Genomic DNA, 18,416 nt, shown 5'->3' on the forward strand with positions numbered 1-18,416 from the left:
AGCATAGAAAAAGCATAGATTTAAGAGCACTGACATGTGACAAAAAAGCGTCAGTAGACGTTCGCGTGATCTGAAGTGGTGAGTGCCGTTTTTGAAAGGTAAGATGCGTAATCCATGATTCTCTTCCCAATCAGCCATTCTGATTTTTTCAAAGAGACATGCTGGAAAATCTCTCGGCCAGGGCGAGAATTAGCTTCGAACATCCAAATTGCACCTGTTTGATCAATGCCTAAGTCAAAACCGATTTCACCAATATGCCCGGTCATTTTTTTATCTATCACTTGGCTAAGCATGATGGCAGTATGAGAAAGCTGCTGTAAAATCTGCAAACGTTTCTTTTCTTCTGGAAAGACAGCATAAAGTGTTTTCACCGTTCCCCCGTGTAACTGGTGAGTCGTGATGGTATGGTCTCCAGAAACCTTTGCTGCTGCTGCTGTGACTGTCCAATCACCTTCTTTATTTTTATTCGTATGAACTCTGAAATCCATCGGTTGATTGTCTATTTGAAGAAGCTCAATGCCTTGTTGTGCAATAAAATCATGAATTGCATGATCCTTTCGCAGCCTTTGAACAAACTGATCTATTGAATCATATGGAATAGAATTTCCGAAATTTGAGGATACAGTGATTCCGTCGTTTTCCTTTTTTAACTGATAAATCCCGTCTCCATGACTTCCGTTTGTCGGTTTTAAGTATATAACTTGATGCAGATGGAGAAGTGTTTCAATTTTACTTAGAGCGTCCACGGGATCTAATTGTACAGAATGTGGGAGAAAGGACCATGTTTTTTCATCTGTTAATAGCTGTTCGTGAATCTCCCATTTATTAAAAAAGTAAGGATTGAACCAAGGGATATCATAGTCTTGGGTGAGTTTTCGCTTCGTTTCTTGAATGAGTGCCGACTGAGCAGCTTTTCTATTTGGAAGCCGGTCATAAATGACTGACGGAAGGGGAAGCTGTTTTTTAACCCATGAATCTTCGTGGTACAACAGTCCTTCTACAATTCCTTTTTCCCAATCAATAGAATGTGACCCAAAAAGATAGGCAAAACCAGGATGCTGCCTGAAAGAGTGCAGCAGTTTGATAAAAAATTCTGATCTCGTTCCTAATGGCTGTGTACTTTGCTCAAAACCTGCAGTGAAAATGCCCATCAACGGCCCTATAAAAAGTGTATGGTCAATGATGATCACATCAGCTTTTGATTGGTAAGGAATCAGTAAACCTCTGTATAAATCTTCAGATAATAAAATTTTATTTGGATGCTGATGATAGGAAATGTTGAAGCCATCTACTAAACGAGATCCTAGAGCAAGAGAATAGATGGCATCTTTCTGTTTATAATGGACGGGAAGATGAATTGTTTTTTCACTTGTAAGGTGTGGGGCGATGATGCAGCGCTTTCTATTCATAAGAAACCTCCTTCGGTTGAGATTTTATCGATTGCGCATGTTCAAGAATGATACGAATCAATTCGTGTTCCTTCTCAGGATAAACATTTAAAAAAGCGGACCGCCCTGGCTTTGATCTGATATTTGATATGAAAAGTCTGCCTTCACTTGTATGAAGTAAGTCTACTGCGAATTCAAAGCAAGGAGAGTAAGTTTTATCTATATAAGCTGGGAGTGATGCCTGAATGGATGCCATATCATCTAAAAGGAGTTCCTTGATGTGTGGCTGCAATGTATTTAGATAGTGTTCAAAGCCTATCACAGGAGCTGATTTTTGTGTATGACTTAAAAGACTATTTTCTGCAGGTGATTTTGTGTGAATTCCCATGCGTTTCCATTGATTTTGTGAATCTTTCATAAGGAAAATCTTGATTTCATTGAATAAAATTTCTTTTTGATCATTCGTGTTGAAAAATTGAAGGAAATACCGGCCTGCATATTTTTTGCACCAGCGCTCCAGCTCTGACGTACGAGAAAATGTAATGGTTTGATTGGAACTTAGTTGAACAGTAAATGTTGATTTGCCATCAAAGGAAATGAAGTAAGTAGATGCTGCATGCTGATGGGAGAGAGGCTGCATTCTACAATAACCGCCAGCCCCGTACTCCCTTACCATATTGATCAGGTCTGAGGGCTCTTTTAATAAAAAGCAGCCAGGTAAATATGGCTGTGAAGCAGAGAGGAGACGGAGCTGCTCAAATAGCACCATTTTATTTGAAATGCCGGTATTCAAAAAATCTGTTTTTGGATATTTTTTTAGCCATTCCATGATGGGTTTTGCTTTTTTAGATTGTGCGTCATGCCGGTAAAGACATCGGTCATAAATCAAGTCGGGAATCGGAAATTGTGCGTCGGCAAACCCTTGGCCATTCGTATATGTTTGGCCTTGTATCATATTTGAAGCCGGCTTTAAATCAAATGGTGTAAAACGAACAACCTCTAAACGATAAGAAGAGGCAGCTTTGGCGAGCTGCCGTGTGAATGCCTCTTCATACTGCGGAGAAAGGCTCGCAATACCTAATGTTTTCATTAAAAAACACCTTCTTTTCAACTTCTTTTTTTACCATCAAAAAACATTTTTTTATGATTTTACATAAAGCTTACGCTCCTTTATCATTACGACAGATCGCTTGATCATATGTCTCGCTGCATGCTTCATTTGCTTGGGAACTTGACAACAACTATAATACGTATAGATCAAAACAATAAACCTCGGGTGTTGTTTGAAAGGTAGATGACGACTTTGAATATATTCACAACGTTTATCTTTATGATTGTTATCGGCGCAGTCATAGGAGCAGCGACAAACCATCTTGCAATTAAAATGCTTTTTCGGCCTTATAAGCCATATTACTTATTCGGAAAACAGCTTCCATTTACACCAGGGCTTATCCCTAAAAGAAGAGACGAAGTAGCCAAGCAGGTTGGTGTCATGGTTATGGAGCATTTGCTCACGCCAGAAGGTATTCAAAAGCGATTTGAATCATCGGAGGCAAAGCAGGAGATCCTGCGTACAGTCCATCAATATATTGACAAAGGCGCAAATATGGAGATCACCGTATTCTCCCTGCTAGAAAAATTCGGCGTTTCACAGGCTGATGTTAAAGCAGATAGATGGCTCCATCAGTGGTCTGACCAGAAGCTCGCTTCATTGCTTGAAACATATAACGAGCAAACTTTATCTGAATTGCTCCCGGTAGAAGTGGAAACCAAAATATCATCAAAAATTCCAGATGCAGCAGATTATATTTTAAAGAGAGGCATTCATTATTTTGAAAGTGATGAAGGCAAAGCCAGGCTTGGCAATATGATTGATGATTTCTTAAAAGAACGGGGAATGCTTGGCAGTATGGTCCAAATGTTTCTAGGGAATTCAAGCTTAATTGATCGTGTACATCCCGAAATCATCAAGTTTTTAAGAAACGCAGAAACAAAAAGATTTTTATCAGATTTACTTGTTCAAGAATGGGACAAGGTGAAGCTATTTTCTCTTCATGAGCTTGATGAAAAATGGAATGTGAAGGAACTTATTTTTAGTGTGAAAAATCAATTGCTTTCTCATTTCTCTACAAAGCTGATATTAGACAAACCAGTTGGAACATATGTCAGTGCTGTAGCGGATGACCTTAAAACACATTTTGCGCCAGTGTTGATTGATAAGGGGATCGAAGCGGCTTCAAATGCTTTAGAGAGTCTGCTTGCAAAGCTGCAATTTGAAGATATCATTCGTGAACAAATTGAACTTTTCCCGCTTGAAAAAATGGAAGAGCTTGTAGTCAGCATCTCTAATAAGGAGCTGAAGATGATAACATTTCTAGGCGGTCTTTTAGGCGGGATGATTGGTGCTATCCAGGCTGTTTTTGTGGCGCTATTCTAAGACAAGCTATAGAAATTTTAATGAATTCATTGTATATATGTGAAACGAAAGCCATAGTTTGTTATAGTGGAGTGGTGTCCGCCGATCATATCGGTGATAACGGATAGAAAGGAGACATAACATGTCTGTAAATCTTTATGATGTTGCATATGACCTTGAAAAAGCATTGCGTCATAGCGAAGAATATTCAACTTTAAGAAATCTTTATGATGAGGTAAACGCGGATGAGTCCTCTAAAAGAATGTTTGAGAACTTCCGTGACATTCAAGTAAACCTTCAACAAAAACAAATGACTGGTCAAGAGATCACACAAGAAGAAGTGGAGCAAGCTCAAAAAACAGTTGCTCTTGTTCAGCAGCACGACAAAATCTCTCAGTTGATGGAAGCAGAACAACGTGTGAGTGTTCTTATCGGTGAATTAAATAAAATTATCATGAAGCCACTTGAAGAGCTTTATGGGAATCCAGAAGAAAACTAATAGAAAGGGCGATGTCATTCGCCCTTTTTTGTTTTATTTTTTCTCCTCAATATCTTTTAAAAAAAGGTTGTCGAAGCACATAAATTCTGCGATAATACTTATATTGAAAGTGCTTTCAAAAGGCGCTCTCAAGGGACAATTGGGTGCGTTTCACTTGGGATTTATGGCGGTGAGCCAAACGAGAGAGAAGCGCTTCTGGGAGAAACGCAAAGCATCATAAGGGGATCTGATATAAGCAATGCTTTGGTGTGTAAATGATAAGGGGATCATGGGGAGCTTCATCACTCCATTGTAACGCATCCAAACCATACATAAAAAAAAGCCTAGGGGTAGGCTTTTTTTATTTATCCATCTATTCATAACCTGGGGCTCTTTCAACTGCATGTTCTAAAGCACCAAGCTAGGGCATATCCTCATCGTAAGTACAGTCATCAAGAAGGGGGATGCCTCAGTGTCAAAAAAACTACTTGCACTCAATATAGATGGGACGTTACTTCGTTCCAATGGTAAAATCCATTCTGCTACAAAAGAAGCTGTGGAATATGTAAAGAAAAAAGGGGTTTACGTGACGATTGTCACCAACCGGCATTTTCGTTCCGCTCAAAAAATTGCCAAGGCGTTGAAGATTCCAACATCAACCCTTGTGACGCATAGTGGTGCATTTATCGCCGATAAACTCGATGAGCCGCTTCATGTGAAAAAATTAACGGAAGAAAAGACATTTAATCTTGTGCAAATCCTTGAAAGCTTCGATTGTAATGTCCGCTTGCTGCATGAAAAATTCTCGATCGGCAACCGGAAAAAAACGCAGTCTCAGCTGATGGGAAAGACGCTCATTCATCCGTCTGATCCCATTTTCTATCCCGTCCAATTTGTTGAATCTTTAAGTGATATGCTGATGGATGAACCAGTCAGTACACCAGTGATTGAAGTATATTCGACCGCGGAGCTTCAGCCTGAGATTCACAGGACCATTCAACAAGCATTCCCATCTGTTGATCTTATTAGGATCAGTGATGAGAAAATGAATATTGTATGCAAAGGGGTTTCGAAGGAAGCGGGACTTTCTCTTTTAACCTCTGCACTCGGTTTTACTTTAGAAGATACGGTTGTCATTGGTCATGGAACAGATGACATTCCAATGCTTGAATTGGCTGGTTTAGGCGTTGCTATGGGAAATGCCTCCAATGATGTCAAGCGTAAAGCCGATTGGGTGACGCGCTCGCATGATGAACAGGGTGTGGCTTATATGATCAAGGAATACTTTAGAATGCAGCAAAGAGAAGGATTTTTACACCAATTCGATATTAAACGATAATACAGTGAAGGCCCTGTTAATCAAGAAATGACAGGGCCTTCGTCTGTTCCCTTCATTGCTTTTCCTACATGAATTTTGTAAAATGAAACAAGTTTGAAGATAAAGGTGATATGATGCGAATTTTAATTAAAGGGCTGTCAGATGAACGATTTCATCGCCCGCTTGTCAATATAGCCAATTTATTTGAAGAAGATAGTGAAGTGATGTTTGAACCAAGTGAACTGGATGAGGGTTTGATCATGGAATTTAGCTGGAAGGAAGAAAATGGCATGGTGGAAGCATCTGGTCATATCGATGGATCAGACATCACCAGTCGTTTTTCGCGGAATGTCCCAGAGAGCTTGAACGATAAGGAGCGCTGGAAACAAATCAAAAACACAGTGCTGTCTGTTTATTTACACTTGCTTCAGGAGCACACAGGAATGACACAAAAGTGGGGGATTCTCACAGGAATACGTCCGACGAAATTGCTCCATAAGATGCTGAGAGAAGGCATGTCAAAGGAAGATGCACATGAGGCATTAAAGCGTGATTACTTGATTCATGATGAAAAAATCAATTTGATGCAGAAGATTGTCGATCGTCAGCTTAAAGCCATTCCAGATCTGTATGACCTTCAGCAGGAAGTGAGTATTTATATTGGCATTCCTTTCTGCCCCACAAAATGTGCTTATTGCACGTTCCCTGCTTACGCCATTAAAGGACAAGCTGGCAGAGTGGGAACGTTTTTGTTTGGTCTGCATTATGAAATGCAAAAAATGGGCGCATGGCTTAAAGAACATGGGATCAAAGTGACGACTGTTTACTTTGGCGGAGGCACGCCAACGAGCATCACAGCGGAAGAAATGGATTTGCTGTATGAAGAAATGTATCGCTCGTTCCCAGATGTGAAGCATATACGGGAAGTGACTGTCGAAGCAGGGCGTCCTGATACGATTTCGCCTGATAAGCTAGAGGTACTAAACCGCTACAATATTGACCGGATTAGCATTAACCCGCAATCGTATGAGAATGAAACACTAAAGGCTATTGGCAGGCATCATAGTGTGGAAGAAACGATTGAAAAGTATCACTTATCAAGACAGTACGGCATGAATAATATCAATATGGACTTAATCATTGGATTGCCGGGAGAAGGGCTCAAAGAATTTCAGCACTCCTTGCAGCAGACTGAAGAGCTCAAGCCTGAATCTTTAACCGTGCATACACTCTCCTTTAAAAGAGCATCTGAAATGACGCGCAATAAGGAGAAATACCAAGTAGCAGACCGAGAAGAAATCACACGTATGATGGATGAAGCGGTCTCTTGGACGAAAGCACATCAATATCACCCGTATTATTTATATAGACAAAAAAATATTTTGGGAAATCTCGAAAATGTCGGGTATTCATTAGATGGACAGGAAAGTTTGTATAATATCATTATCATGGAAGAAGTACAGACAATCATTGGCATTGGGTGCGGTGCAGCGAGTAAATTCATTGATCCACGGACAGGAAAAATTACGCAGTATGCCAATCCAAAAGATCCAAAATCGTATAATGACCGGTATGAACACTATACAGAAGAGAAAATTCAATTCCTTGAATCATTATTTGTTTCTCACGTTTAAACACTGCGATGACGCAGTGTTTTTTTCATTTGTAAAAGGGTATATAAGTGATAAAAAGTTAAAGCAGGTGTACATATGATAGATGTGATCGGAATTGGGATTGGGCCCGCCAATTTAGGATTGGCCGCTTTGTTAGAGGAGTATGAGGATGTCTCATGCTGTTTTTTTGAACAAGAGTCTGAGTTTGCTTGGCATCCTGGTATGCTGATCAAAGGAACGGATTTGCAAGTTTCCTTTTTAGCAGATCTTGTCACAATGGCGAATCCAAGGAGCAGGTATACATTTTTAAATTATTTACATGAATCAAATAGACTTCACCGTTTCTATACATTTGAGCAGTTTGATATCCCGCGGAGAGAATTCAATGAGTATTTATCATGGGTTGCAGGAGAATTAGACAGCTGTCAGTTTGGGATGAAGGTAGAAGAAGTGACGGACTGCCAAGATGGCTATCTTGTGAAAGTCAGACGGCTGAACGATGGTTCGCTTTCTGAATATCGTGCAAAGCATGTCGTGTTAGGCACAGGAAGCAAACCGATGATTCCAGTCGATGTGCCTGAAGCAGCTTACCCATATGTGACCCATAGCAGCCGTTATTTAGATCAGCAGAAAGCACTTCATGAAGCTGAGTCGGTGGCGGTGATCGGCTCAGGGCAGAGTGCAGCCGAAATTTTCTTAGACCTGCTTCAGCATCAAAAGAAAGGACAGCAGCTTTCATGGTTTACGCGTTCTAGTGAATTTAGAGAGCTGGAGACGGCAGAGCTTGGCCAAGAACTTTTTACACCAAAGTATGTCGAGTATTTTCATTCGCTTCCTTATGAAGAACGTATGAACACATTGCCCAGGCTGACAGGATTAAGAAATGGCATCGATGCATCAACGCTTTCGCGCATTTATCAGGAGTTGTATCATCGCTCCGTTTCAGGTGAAGAGCCATCTGTGTTCATTCAGCCAATGACCGAGCTTGAAGCGATTCAAAGAGGAGAGCATCAGCCTTTGGAGCTGCATCTCAAGCAGTGGCAGCTGAAGAAAGAAAAAAGCATAACTGTAGATCACGCTGTATTGGCTACAGGATACACACCGAATATTCCTGAATGGTTTAGCGCATATGAACCTTTGATTGAATGGGAAAGTGATGAGCATTTTAAAGTGACAGACGACTTCAAGCTTGTGTTCAAAGACAAGCGTTCAAATCATTTCTTTACATTCACGAATCTTGATCATTCTCATGGAACAGCGGCGACCAATTTGAAACTATCGATTTACCGCAACCAGAAAGTCATTCGAACCATTCGCGGTGTCGAGGAAGCGCCAGTCAAGCAAATAACTGCATTTCAGCAATTTGAATAAGACATAAAAAAGGGCCCAAGCATAGGACCCTTTTTCATTAGATCGTCGTTTCTTTTTTTACTTTTGGTTTTTCAGGTTTCCATTTGAAGATTTTGTTTAGGATTTGATAGATTTTCTTAGATTCTTTCGTTACGAGCGGTCCTAAGATCGCAAGGATTAAGACATACAATGCAGCAAAGGGCTTCAAAGTAGCGGCAAGTCCGCCGGCGATGCCAAGCTCGGCAACAATGATTGAAAACTCTCCTCTCGATACGATGGTTAATCCAATATTAGAAGAGGCTTTATGAGAAAATCCAGCTCTCCGTCCAGCGAACATTCCGGCAGTGAAGTTCCCAATTAAGGTAAGAATCACAGCGCCGATCGCAAGCCAGAAGGCATCACCCAATGTAAACGGATCGATACTGAGACCAAAGCTGAAAAAGAACATCGCTCCAAAGAAATCTCTAAACGGAACCACGAGATGCTCGATGCGGTCTGAGTGCTCTGTTTCTGAGAAAACAAGACCAAGTAAGAGAGCTCCAATAGCCTCTGCTACATGAATCGTTTCTGAAAAACCAGCGACAAAGAACAAAGCGGCAAAAATCACAATGATGAACACTTCGTTCGAACGGATATCAAACAACTTATTTAATAGTTTTGGCAGCTTCCGCGCAATGATAAAGAAAAGCATCATATAACCAAAAGCGATTAAAATCGATAATAAGGCACCGCCAACAGTAGTGGCATCTCCAAGGACAAGACCTGATACGACGGATAAATAAACGGCGAGGAAAATATCCTCAAACATAATAATCCCTAGAATTAACTCTGTTTCAGGATTCGCCGTTCGTTTCAAATCGACAAGGACCTTGGCCACAATGGCGCTGGATGAAATGGTGATCACCCCTGCCATAATGAGAACCTCAAGGAATCCAAACCCTGTGATAAAACCGTAGAGCAGTCCTAAGCTGAAGTTGATCAAAATATAAATAGATCCGCCGACTGCAATAGATTTACCCGATTTAATGAGTTTTCCGACAGAGAACTCAAGTCCAAGATAGAAAAGAAGGAACAGGACGCCCATTCTGCCAAAAAACGAAATAATCTCCGTGCTTTCGATAAATTTCAAATCAATGATCCCGATAGTTGGAGCATGCGGCCCAACAATCATTCCGAGGACAATGAGAAAAGGGATGATAGAAAATTTAATTTTATTGGCGATTAAGCTGGCGATGGCGATAAGAATTAGCGCCGTCCCAACTTCAAAGACTAAATGATCCATTCATCACTCTCCCCCTCTAGAAAGAAAATCACGTACCAATCGCTTCAAGTGTTTTCTTTCGCCCGAAATGACCATCGTATCATTTGCTTGAATAATCGAATCGGCACCAGGGTTGAGTAATTTTTCATTTGTATGTTTAATGATCGCAATCACGGTGACTTCATAATTTTGTCTCACATCTAAATCACCGAGTGTATGTCCAACCGCTTTTGCACCTTTTTCCACTTTAAACCATTCAATGATCAAGTCGTTGAAGGCCATTTCAATGGTTTCTAGTGCCTGCGGTTTATACACCATACCGCCGATAATAGCAGCGATTTGCCGGGATTCAGCATCATCGAGTGAAATGGTAGACAGCACTTCATCTGGATCATCATCGTCAAAACGATAAATTTCCCGTCTGCCATCATCATGAATCACAATCGTCATCTTTTCTCTATTTCTCGTTTCAATTTCAAATTTCTTTCCGATCCCAGGAAGATCATTTTCTTTAATGTTCATTTTATCCCTCCGAATTTGATAGTCTGTGTTTTTCATATAGTAAATGCGGATGAAATAAAATGAATCAGTAGAGGTAATTAGATTGATACATAACGGGGATCGCACACTTCATTTCCAAAAAACATAGATCAATGGACAATGCAGCTGATGAGGCAGGCTTTGGCAGAAAAGTCTTGGCATCCGCCCTTGATAATCTGTCCTTCAACAGAATGGATGAAGCATGTTTTTTTGAAAACGAAGGTGTCTTCACAGCATTGATTTCTTCATCATAAATGGATGGAGAAATCAGGCTAGGTATACTCGCTTCTGCCTGTGAAGCAAAAACGACATTTGAAAAAGGAGAAAACATGACGATGAAGCTAACCAATATCATGATGGAACATCTGATCAATCATCCTCCTCCTTTCAAATTTATTTTCTTTCTTTTTTTACTATATAAAAATATATTTCTTGTTTCAATCATTATGCTTATTTTAGTATCAATTGATCTTGAAATTTTTTATTTAGAGAAAAAGGTTTTACATGATGAAAATGGAAGTAAGTGATGAGCTTTTAAAAGAAGAGGGGGATGGATGATGACATATATCAATTGTCAGTTAGACGGGGATGTTTTTGAAATCGTTTTCAATAGGCCTGAAGCTTATAATTCTTTTCATGTGGACATGTTTGCTGAATTCAAAGAAGCATGTGATGCAGCGGAGGAAAGCAGTGCAAAAGTCGTTGTCATCAAGGGAGCGGGAAAAGGATTCTCAGCAGGCGGAGATATTGGGATGATGCTCAAGCAGGAAAGTGAAGAAGATTTCCATCGTGTGATGGATTTGATCGAGGGAATTACACTTTCTCTAGCTAGTATGAAAAAAGTGACGATTGCGCTTGTTCACGGGTCAGCAGCAGGCCTCGCTTTTAGCTTTGCTCTAAGCTGTGACTACTTGTTTATGCATCAGGATGCAAAACTCGCCATGAATTTTAATGGAGTAGGATTAATTCCAGATGGCGGGGGGCATTTTTTCCTCACAAAAAGAGTGAGTGAGCAAACCGCTAAACAATTGATTTGGAGCGGACAAAAGCTGCCGGCTGAAGAAGCGTTAAAGCTGCGCCTTGCAGACGGGGTGTTTCAGGATGAGGTCGATACGTACCAAAAAGTGTGTGTGAAGCCATTTATGAACATGCCGCTTCAAGCCTTTATCGAAACAAAGATGATCTATTTCCACCAGTCAGAATCAAAGCTCTTAGCAGTTCTTCAAAAAGAGAGAGCAGCACAGGCAAGACTGAGAAAAAGTCATGATCACAAGGAAGGTATACAGGCCTTTTTAGAAAAAAGACGTCCTGTCTTTCAAAAAGCATAAATGAACATGAGGCCGGCGAAAGCCGGCTTTTTTAACGTTCAAATAAAAGCAGTTTTCCTGCTTGATCAACGAGTCGATGAGAATGCTTTGTGTATTGCTGTTCCATTAAGCGATGACGTCCTAATTCCTTTGCTTTCTCGTCACTATCCGCTGTGATTTTTTCATTTAATAAAGTCTCACCCGACCGGTCAAATACGGTTAAAAAGTATGTCTTCTCCATTCCTCATCTTCCTTTCCTCTGTTTTTAATGTAATTAAACATGGAATAAGACAAAACCTCTTTTTTAGCCCTTAAAAATGTGTTTTTTAGAATGAGAGTGATAGAACGTGCATTCGTAAAAATGGCATGATAAAATATGGACAATGACAGTATCGGACAAGGAGATAGACGTTTGACTAAGCTCACCTTTATTCATGCCGCAGATTTACATTTAGACAGTCCATTTGCAGGAATGTCGACTATACCTAGTTCCATATTTAAGCGGCTCAAAGAAAGTACATTTCAAAGCGCTAAGAACATCTTTGATCTCGCCATTGTGCGGGCAGTAGACTTTGTGCTGCTGAGCGGAGATTTATTTGATGAATCCAATCGCAGCTTAAAAGCACAGCTGTTTTTAAGAAATCAGTTTGTAAGACTGCAAACGCACGGGATTGAAGTCTTTATTATTTATGGGAATCATGATCATTTAGGCGGTGAATGGACACCGATTGAGTGGCCCGAGAATGTACATGTCTTTTCGAGCAGTACACCAAGTGAGCACTCCTATTATCGAGGGGATCAGCTTGTCGCGAGTATTTATGGGTTTAGCTACAAAGAGCGGGCTGTCTATGAAAATATGACATCTCATTATGTCAAAACAACAGATGCTGCCTATCACATTGCGATGCTTCACGGCACATTAGCCGGACAAGAAGGACATGATGCATATGCCCCATTTCAGCTGCAGCAGCTCATAGCGCGGGATTTTGATTATTGGGCGCTTGGACATATACATAAAAGAGCCCTTCTGCATGAAGACCCATATATAATTTACCCTGGTAACGTGCAGGGCAGACATATAAAAGAAACGGGAGAAAAAGGCTGTTACTTGATTCACCTCTCCGAAGATTCACGGGCAGCGGATTTTATCAGCTGTGCAGATATCATCTTTGAGAAACTGGCAATAGACATCACAGAAACAACTCATATGACGGATCTTGTCACACTTGTGGAAGGCAAAATCAATGAGCTGAAAGAGGAAGGTATTCCTCATTTTGTGAGAATTGAATTGACAGGTGATGCGCCTTCTTACTTTGAGCATACACAGCTTGAGGTCCTCGAAGAGCTGATGACTGTTTTTCATGAGCAGGAGGAAGATGAAGATGTGTTTGTTTGGGTGATGTCAATTGATTGCCGAACAAACGAGGATGTCATTTATCCAGAAGATTCCTTTTTGAAGGAACTAACGGCAGAAATTGCACAGTTTGAGTCATATGAAGAACTGCTTTCACCGATCAAGCGTCACCCAACCTACAGGAAGTCAGGAAAAGCGCTCACAAAAGAGGATGAAGTGGATATAAAAGAAGAGGCACAAAGGCTGTTGACGGAACAGCTGAAGCAATTATGAGAAAAGGAGAGGTATGATGAAAATACGTTCACTCCATATAGCGAATTTCGGGAAATTTTCAAATCGAACCTTTCACTTTTCTGATGACGGTTTTCAGCTAGTTTACGGCCTGAATGAATCGGGGAAAACGACATTGAAGGCATTTATTGAGTCGATGTTATTTGGTTTTTCAAAAAACAAGATATACAAGCCGAAACAAGGATCTTTCTATGGCGGCTCCCTCACTTGCTTAGATGAGGAGTTAGGTGTCATTCACATTGAGAGATCGTCCGATCGAGGCGGTCAAGCACAGGTGTTTTTACCGAATGGTGAAGTGAAAGATGAAGCATTTCTACGAACTCTTTTAAAGAGAACAGATCGCAGATTATTCCAATCAATCTATTCATTTGATGTGTTTGGACTGCAAAATGTCCAAGCCTTAAACGAAGATCAAATCGGTGAATTTCTCCTTTTCTCAAGTTTATTTGGCTCAGATGCTGCCTCCAAGATGGATAGCAGGCTGCTTAAGCAGCAGGAGCAGCTGTTTAAACCAAATGGACGCAAGCCGGAATTAAACCAGCAGCTTGATCGTTTAAAAGAGCTGACTGGCCAGCTGAAACAAGCTAGATTGGCAGAAGGCCGTTATACAGAAAAAAAACGGGAGCATTCTGAATTAATAGAGAGTATCGCAGCGCTTCAAAAGGAAATGAAGCAGACAGAAGAACAGATTCAGCAATTAAATGAACACATTCGACTTTATCCCATGATAGAGAAGAAGATGGAGTTAAAAAAAGAATTAGCCCGTTATCCAGAACGAGTCAAACGCTTTAGAGCAGAAACAGAGCATGAATTGGATAAATTAGAATCACACCTTCATCCGAAAAAGGCTCAAATGACTGCACTAAAGCAAAAATTAGACCATTTGCAAACCTCGCTGGCACAAGTTCAACCGCTTCATGACAAGGATACATTACTGGAGATGACACGTGTCATTGATGAATCATCTCATGCTGAACGTATCAAAAACCGCTTAGCAGAATGTAAAGCAGAACGTGATTCATTGAAACAAAAAATGGACGAAGCCGCAGCGAAGCTGAAGTGGCAGCGTTCAGTCAAGCTTGATCAGATTGACGACTCCCTTGAATTTGAGTGGGAATTAAAGGAGGCTGTCAGCCACTACGTTCGTTTAATGGACAGAAAGGCACAGCTGGATGACCGGTTTGATCATGCAAGACATGAGCTGGAAGAAGCGGAAACCGCTTTAAAAGGATTAAAGGAACAGCAGGCCAGATCGGACAGTTCAGTGGAAGCTGGGGAAACAAGAGCAAAAGAGAAACAGGTTCATTCCCGGGCGTGGTTATTCCCTGTGATGGTGATATTTGATGCTGCATTTCTGCTTGTCCTTTTCTTTTTAACAGAGTGGTGGGTTACTTTCTTATTTGCAGGGTTTTCTGTTTTTGTCTTCTTTGCTATTTACCCATTTTTGAAATCGACACAGGTGAAACAGGGAAGCGGCGGGGGAACATTCGATTCCTTCCAAGTACAGGCAGCTTCAGCTGAAACGCTTGTGAGGCAGAAGGAGCTTTTGTACGAAAGGATCATCCGGCAATATGAAGACTGGGAGCAGGAGCTGGAACCTGTCCAGCAGCAAGTAGAGGAAAAGAAAAAACAGCTGGGCTTGTCCTCAGAGCTTTCTTTCCTAGTAGAAGCCTTCCTTATCCTGAAGCAATTAAAAACGAATACAGCGGGATATGAGGAGCTTAGCCGGGAAATAGACGAGCTTGCCGGCCAGCAGTCCAATTATGAGCAAAGGGTGGAAGCGTTAAGCAGTCTTCTGCAGCGAAAGGAAGGCACCATTCAAGAGAACATCTCGGCCTTTCAAGAGATATTGAAAGATGAGGCGAAAAGAGAAAAAGAACGTCAGACATTGGATGTATCGATTCAACATGTGAAACAGCAGATCACGACACTGGAAGGGGAAATTGACTATTACGAAAAACAAATGGACGCGCTTTTTCGCCAAGTAGAGGCAGAGTCCAAAAAAGATTACCAAATTCTTTCTCATCTATCGAAAGAATATCGGGAACGGCTTTCCCATTTGCAGCAGCTGAATCAAGAGCTGCATAGAAGCGGCTGCTTTGATGAGGAAGAATCGATTGTTCGTAAAGGATTGCGCCTTCTTGAAGAAGAGTGTGCGGAAGCAAAGCAGCACCTGAATAACATACAATCGAATGCGGCGAATATGGAAAAACGTCTGGCAGAACGAGCAGTGGAAATCCGGCAAATAGAAGCTTCAGGTACGGTGTCTGATTTGACTCATCAGCTTTCAGCTGAGCAGGAGCATGCAAAGCACCTTGCGAAAAAATGGGCGGCGATTCAGCTTGTCCGCTCCGTCATTCGAGAAAAATTGAATGAACATAAAGAAAAAAGGCTGCCAGAACTGCTGCAAACAGCTTCCCGCTTTATTCAGCCGTTAACGAATGATCGATATGAAGCCATTTTATTTTCACCAGAGGATGACCGGCTGATCGTGAAAAGGATGGACGGACGAATATTCCGCCCAGAAGAGCTCTCGCAAGCAACATGTGAACAAGTCTATCTGGCCATTCGTTTTGCACTCGCCTTGTCTCATCAGCAGGAATGTCAGCTTCCGTTTATGATGGATGACAGCTTCGTTCATTTTGATCATGTTCGTCTAGGAAGAGTACTGGAGTTGATGAATGAACTCACGCGTTATGAAACACAGCTGTTTTATTTTACCTGTCATCAGCTTATGATGCAGGCAGCTGAAGATGGACAGATTACGAGTTTAGCAGTTGAATGATTGACAAATAATGACTTATGTTATACTTATATGAGCAGAAACATGGAAGGAGCTTTTATTGAATGGCTAAAGGGATCATGACCTATGATGTCGGCGAACAAGTTGACCTGCATTTATTAATTAAATCATCTACTAAAGGAATTGCAAGTAATGGCAAACCATTTTTAACGCTCATTCTTCAAGATCAAAGTGGAGATATTGAGGCGAAACTATGGGATGCAAAGCAGAATGATGAAATCACCTATGGACCGCAAACCATCGTGAAGGTAGTAGGCGACATTCATCATTATCGCGGGAGGAATCAGCTGAAGCTTAGGAATATACGCCCTGTTGCTGAAAACGAGCAAATTCGAATTGATGACTTTCTCGAAACAGCTCCTATTCCAAAACACGATATGATGGATACGATTATGCAATATATCTTTGATATGAAAAACCCTAATATTCAGCGTGTTACAAGGCATTTGCTGAAGAAATATGGACAGGAATTTGCTGATTATCCAGCAGCGACAAAAAATCATCACGAATTTGTCTCTGGACTCGCCTACCACGTCGTGTCTATGCTGCATTTAGCAAAATCCATTGTTGACCTATATCCATCACTAGATCGAGATCTTTTATATTCAGGCATCATTCTTCATGATTTAGGGAAAGTCAAAGAGCTTTCGGGTCCAGTCTCCACGACATATACTGTGGAAGGGAATTTAATTGGCCACATTTCCATTATGGTGACAGAGATTGCGAAAGCTGCGGAAGAGCTTAGCATTGATTCAGAGGAAATTCTCATTTTACAGCACTTAGTCCTGAGTCATCATGGAAAAGGAGAATGGGGCAGCCCGAAACCACCAATGGTAAAAGAAGCTGAAATTCTCCACTATATTGATAATTTAGATGCGAAAATGAACATGATGGATCGTGCGCTTGAGCATGTGAAACCAGGAGAATATACAGAACGTATTTTTGCACTTGAGAATCGTTCGTTTTATAAACCAACCTTCCATCACGAATAATCATGTCAAAACGTCCGTTTATGCGGGCGTTTTTTTTCATAACTTGTCTTCTTTTCGCATAAGCATGTAACACAAAGGAAGAGAGGAATGTCCTTAAGAAAAGGAGGCGATGAAAAAATGTTGTTTTTTCCGTGGTGGGTGTATGCATGTATCATCGGCATTATTTTCTGTGCGTATAAATTAATGACAACAGCCAAAGAGGAGCAAGAGATTGATCAATCCTTTATTGAAAAGGAAGGAGAAATTTTTATCGAGCGAATGGAACAGGAAAGAGAGCGCAGACGTCAGGATCAGCAGGTGAAAAGATCGCAGGATACTGCGGCACATGAAGATCATTCGATTGCTTAATCTCGTCATACAAAAACCCCTCTGCACGATGACGGCAGAGAGGTTTTTTGTGATTACTGGCCTTGTTGAGGCTGCTGATTTTGTGCAGGCTGTTCAGATTTTTCTTTGAACGTTTTTTGAAGCTCTTTATCTTTTACTTTCACATCAGCATCTTTTACTAATTTGTTTAAGATGTTTTGGATTTCATTTGTGTCTGCTTGTTTTTGGTCAAGCAGTTCTTTTTTCAAGTCCGCTTTCATGTCATCATATTTACCGCGTTCTTCAGTCTTTTTAATGATATGGTAGCCGAATTGGGATTTTACTGGCTTGCTGATTTCATTTACTTTTAGTTTGAAAGCAGCTTTGCTGAAGTTCTCGTCCATTTGGCCCTCTTTTGCGAACCAGCCTACATCGCCGCCTTGTGCTGCTGAAGCAGTATCAGTTGAATATTCAGAGACAAGGGCATCCCATTTTTCACCTTTATCTAATTTCTTTTCCACTTCGTCAGCTGTTTTCTTATCAGCTACTAAAATGTGACTTGCGCGGATTTTTCCTTTAAGGTCATCGTAATACGATTTTACTTCTTTATCAGTGATTTTGATGTTAGCTTTGGCAGCCTTTTGAGTCAGCAGCTCATATTTCACTTGATCTTTGATGTAATCTTTACCGAATTCATCTTGAAGCTGTTTTAAACGATCTTCACCAAGTGTCTTTTTATATTCTTCCAATTTCTTATCAATTTCTTTATCAGATACTTTGTATTTGTCAGCAAGAACCTTTTGTTGAACAAGTAGGTTTAAAGCATCTCCACCTGCTTGTTTCTTAAGAGTAGTATAAAGTTCTCCTTTTGTGACATCTCCTGATTTTGTTGTGGCGATCACATCTTTATCACCGCTACTGCATGCGCCAAGAGTTAAAACACTTACTGCTGTTACAGCTGCTAAAGCCATTTTTTTCATTCAAAAAACACTCCTAATC

General features: G+C 40.8%; 17 protein-coding genes. 10 read left to right on the forward strand and 7 right to left on the reverse strand.

What is annotated here, in order from left to right:
* Positions 1 to 50: 50 nt before the first annotated feature.
* Together NSU13_RS04855 and NSU13_RS04860 are read right to left on the reverse strand one after the other, a co-directional pair.
* The gene (locus tag NSU13_RS04855) at positions 51 to 1,409 is read right to left on the reverse strand and encodes a YheC/YheD family protein (protein WP_056766057.1); all 1,359 of its coding nucleotides are present in this window, start codon (positions 1,407 to 1,409) and stop codon (positions 51 to 53) included.
* Positions 1,402 to 2,478 (reverse strand): YheC/YheD family protein, encoded by a 1,077-nt coding sequence (locus tag NSU13_RS04860; protein ID WP_025093328.1) that lies wholly within the window; start codon positions 2,476 to 2,478, stop codon positions 1,402 to 1,404. Before NSU13_RS04860 ends, NSU13_RS04855 begins: the two co-directional genes overlap by 8 nt.
* Positions 2,479 to 2,691: 213 nt before the next feature.
* Here NSU13_RS04860 and NSU13_RS04865 point away from each other — a divergent pair, with 213 nt between their 5' ends.
* The 5 genes from NSU13_RS04865 (at position 2,692) to NSU13_RS04885 (ending at position 8,584) form a co-directional block, all read left to right on the forward strand.
* Entirely contained in the window at positions 2,692 to 3,825 is a 1,134-nt protein-coding gene (locus tag NSU13_RS04865; RefSeq protein WP_024426577.1) for a DUF445 family protein, read from the forward strand.
* Positions 3,826 to 3,946: 121 nt separating this feature from the next.
* The gene (locus NSU13_RS04870; RefSeq protein ID WP_024425750.1) at positions 3,947 to 4,303 is read left to right on the forward strand and encodes a YlbF family regulator; all 357 of its coding nucleotides are present in this window, start codon (positions 3,947 to 3,949) and stop codon (positions 4,301 to 4,303) included.
* A 451-nt stretch (positions 4,304 to 4,754) separates the two neighbouring features.
* Positions 4,755 to 5,621 carry a Cof-type HAD-IIB family hydrolase gene (locus NSU13_RS04875; protein ID WP_024426575.1) on the forward strand — a complete coding sequence of 289 codons (867 nt, stop codon included), beginning with the start codon at positions 4,755 to 4,757 and terminating at the stop codon, positions 5,619 to 5,621.
* A gap of 113 nt (positions 5,622 to 5,734) precedes the next feature.
* A complete protein-coding gene (locus tag NSU13_RS04880; RefSeq protein WP_342490025.1) occupies positions 5,735 to 7,234 on the forward strand; it encodes a coproporphyrinogen III oxidase in 1,500 nt (499 codons plus the stop codon).
* Between the two features lie 75 nt (positions 7,235 to 7,309).
* Complete coding sequence (locus NSU13_RS04885) at positions 7,310 to 8,584, forward strand: SidA/IucD/PvdA family monooxygenase (protein WP_342489904.1); 1,275 nt, start codon at positions 7,310 to 7,312, stop codon at positions 8,582 to 8,584.
* A 37-nt stretch (positions 8,585 to 8,621) separates the two neighbouring features.
* Here NSU13_RS04885 and NSU13_RS04890 read toward each other — a convergent pair whose 3' ends face one another.
* The 3 genes from NSU13_RS04890 to NSU13_RS04900 all read right to left on the reverse strand — a co-directional run bounded on the left by NSU13_RS04890 (position 8,622) and on the right by NSU13_RS04900 (position 10,737).
* Positions 8,622 to 9,845 (reverse strand): cation:proton antiporter, encoded by a 1,224-nt coding sequence (locus tag NSU13_RS04890; protein WP_034282218.1) that lies wholly within the window; start codon positions 9,843 to 9,845, stop codon positions 8,622 to 8,624.
* Positions 9,846 to 9,848: 3 nt separating this feature from the next.
* Positions 9,849 to 10,346, reverse strand: coding sequence for a cation:proton antiporter regulatory subunit (locus tag NSU13_RS04895; protein WP_024425442.1), 498 nt, complete (start codon positions 10,344 to 10,346; stop codon positions 9,849 to 9,851).
* Between the two features lie 64 nt (positions 10,347 to 10,410).
* Positions 10,411 to 10,737, reverse strand: a complete 327-nt coding sequence (locus NSU13_RS04900) for a potassium:proton antiporter (RefSeq protein ID WP_231293971.1) — start codon at positions 10,735 to 10,737, stop codon at positions 10,411 to 10,413.
* 181 nt (positions 10,738 to 10,918) lie between these two features.
* Between NSU13_RS04900 and NSU13_RS04905 the strand changes: the two genes are divergently transcribed.
* The gene (locus NSU13_RS04905) at positions 10,919 to 11,692 is read left to right on the forward strand and encodes an enoyl-CoA hydratase (RefSeq protein WP_081124168.1); all 774 of its coding nucleotides are present in this window, start codon (positions 10,919 to 10,921) and stop codon (positions 11,690 to 11,692) included.
* Positions 11,693 to 11,723: 31 nt separating this feature from the next.
* Here the strand turns inward: NSU13_RS04905 and NSU13_RS04910 are convergent, their stop codons facing one another.
* Entirely contained in the window at positions 11,724 to 11,912 is a 189-nt protein-coding gene (locus tag NSU13_RS04910) for a YhzD family protein (RefSeq protein WP_041117003.1), read from the reverse strand.
* A 171-nt stretch (positions 11,913 to 12,083) separates the two neighbouring features.
* Between NSU13_RS04910 and NSU13_RS04915 the strand changes: the two genes are divergently transcribed.
* The 4 genes from NSU13_RS04915 to NSU13_RS04930 all read left to right on the forward strand — a co-directional run bounded on the left by NSU13_RS04915 (position 12,084) and on the right by NSU13_RS04930 (position 17,459).
* The gene (locus NSU13_RS04915) at positions 12,084 to 13,298 is read left to right on the forward strand and encodes a DNA repair exonuclease (RefSeq protein WP_081124169.1); all 1,215 of its coding nucleotides are present in this window, start codon (positions 12,084 to 12,086) and stop codon (positions 13,296 to 13,298) included.
* 16 nt (positions 13,299 to 13,314) lie between these two features.
* The gene (locus NSU13_RS04920) at positions 13,315 to 16,101 is read left to right on the forward strand and encodes an AAA family ATPase (RefSeq protein WP_342489905.1); all 2,787 of its coding nucleotides are present in this window, start codon (positions 13,315 to 13,317) and stop codon (positions 16,099 to 16,101) included.
* 62 nt (positions 16,102 to 16,163) lie between these two features.
* Positions 16,164 to 17,111 (forward strand): 3'-5' exoribonuclease YhaM, encoded by a 948-nt coding sequence (gene yhaM, locus NSU13_RS04925; protein ID WP_024425447.1) that lies wholly within the window; start codon positions 16,164 to 16,166, stop codon positions 17,109 to 17,111.
* A gap of 117 nt (positions 17,112 to 17,228) precedes the next feature.
* Positions 17,229 to 17,459: a sporulation YhaL family protein gene (locus NSU13_RS04930; RefSeq protein WP_041089925.1), complete on the forward strand. Its 231-nt coding sequence runs from the start codon at positions 17,229 to 17,231 to the stop codon at positions 17,457 to 17,459.
* A 53-nt stretch (positions 17,460 to 17,512) separates the two neighbouring features.
* On the opposite strand, the gene NSU13_RS04935 is transcribed toward NSU13_RS04930, so the two are convergent.
* Positions 17,513 to 18,397, reverse strand: a complete 885-nt coding sequence (locus NSU13_RS04935; protein ID WP_041117009.1) for a peptidylprolyl isomerase — start codon at positions 18,395 to 18,397, stop codon at positions 17,513 to 17,515.
* Between the last annotated feature and the right edge of the window lie 19 nt (positions 18,398 to 18,416).

Origin of the sequence: Bacillus sp. FSL M8-0049, from assembly GCF_038593355.1 — a bacterium.
GTDB classification, from domain to species: domain Bacteria; phylum Bacillota; class Bacilli; order Bacillales; family Bacillaceae; genus Bacillus; species Bacillus safensis.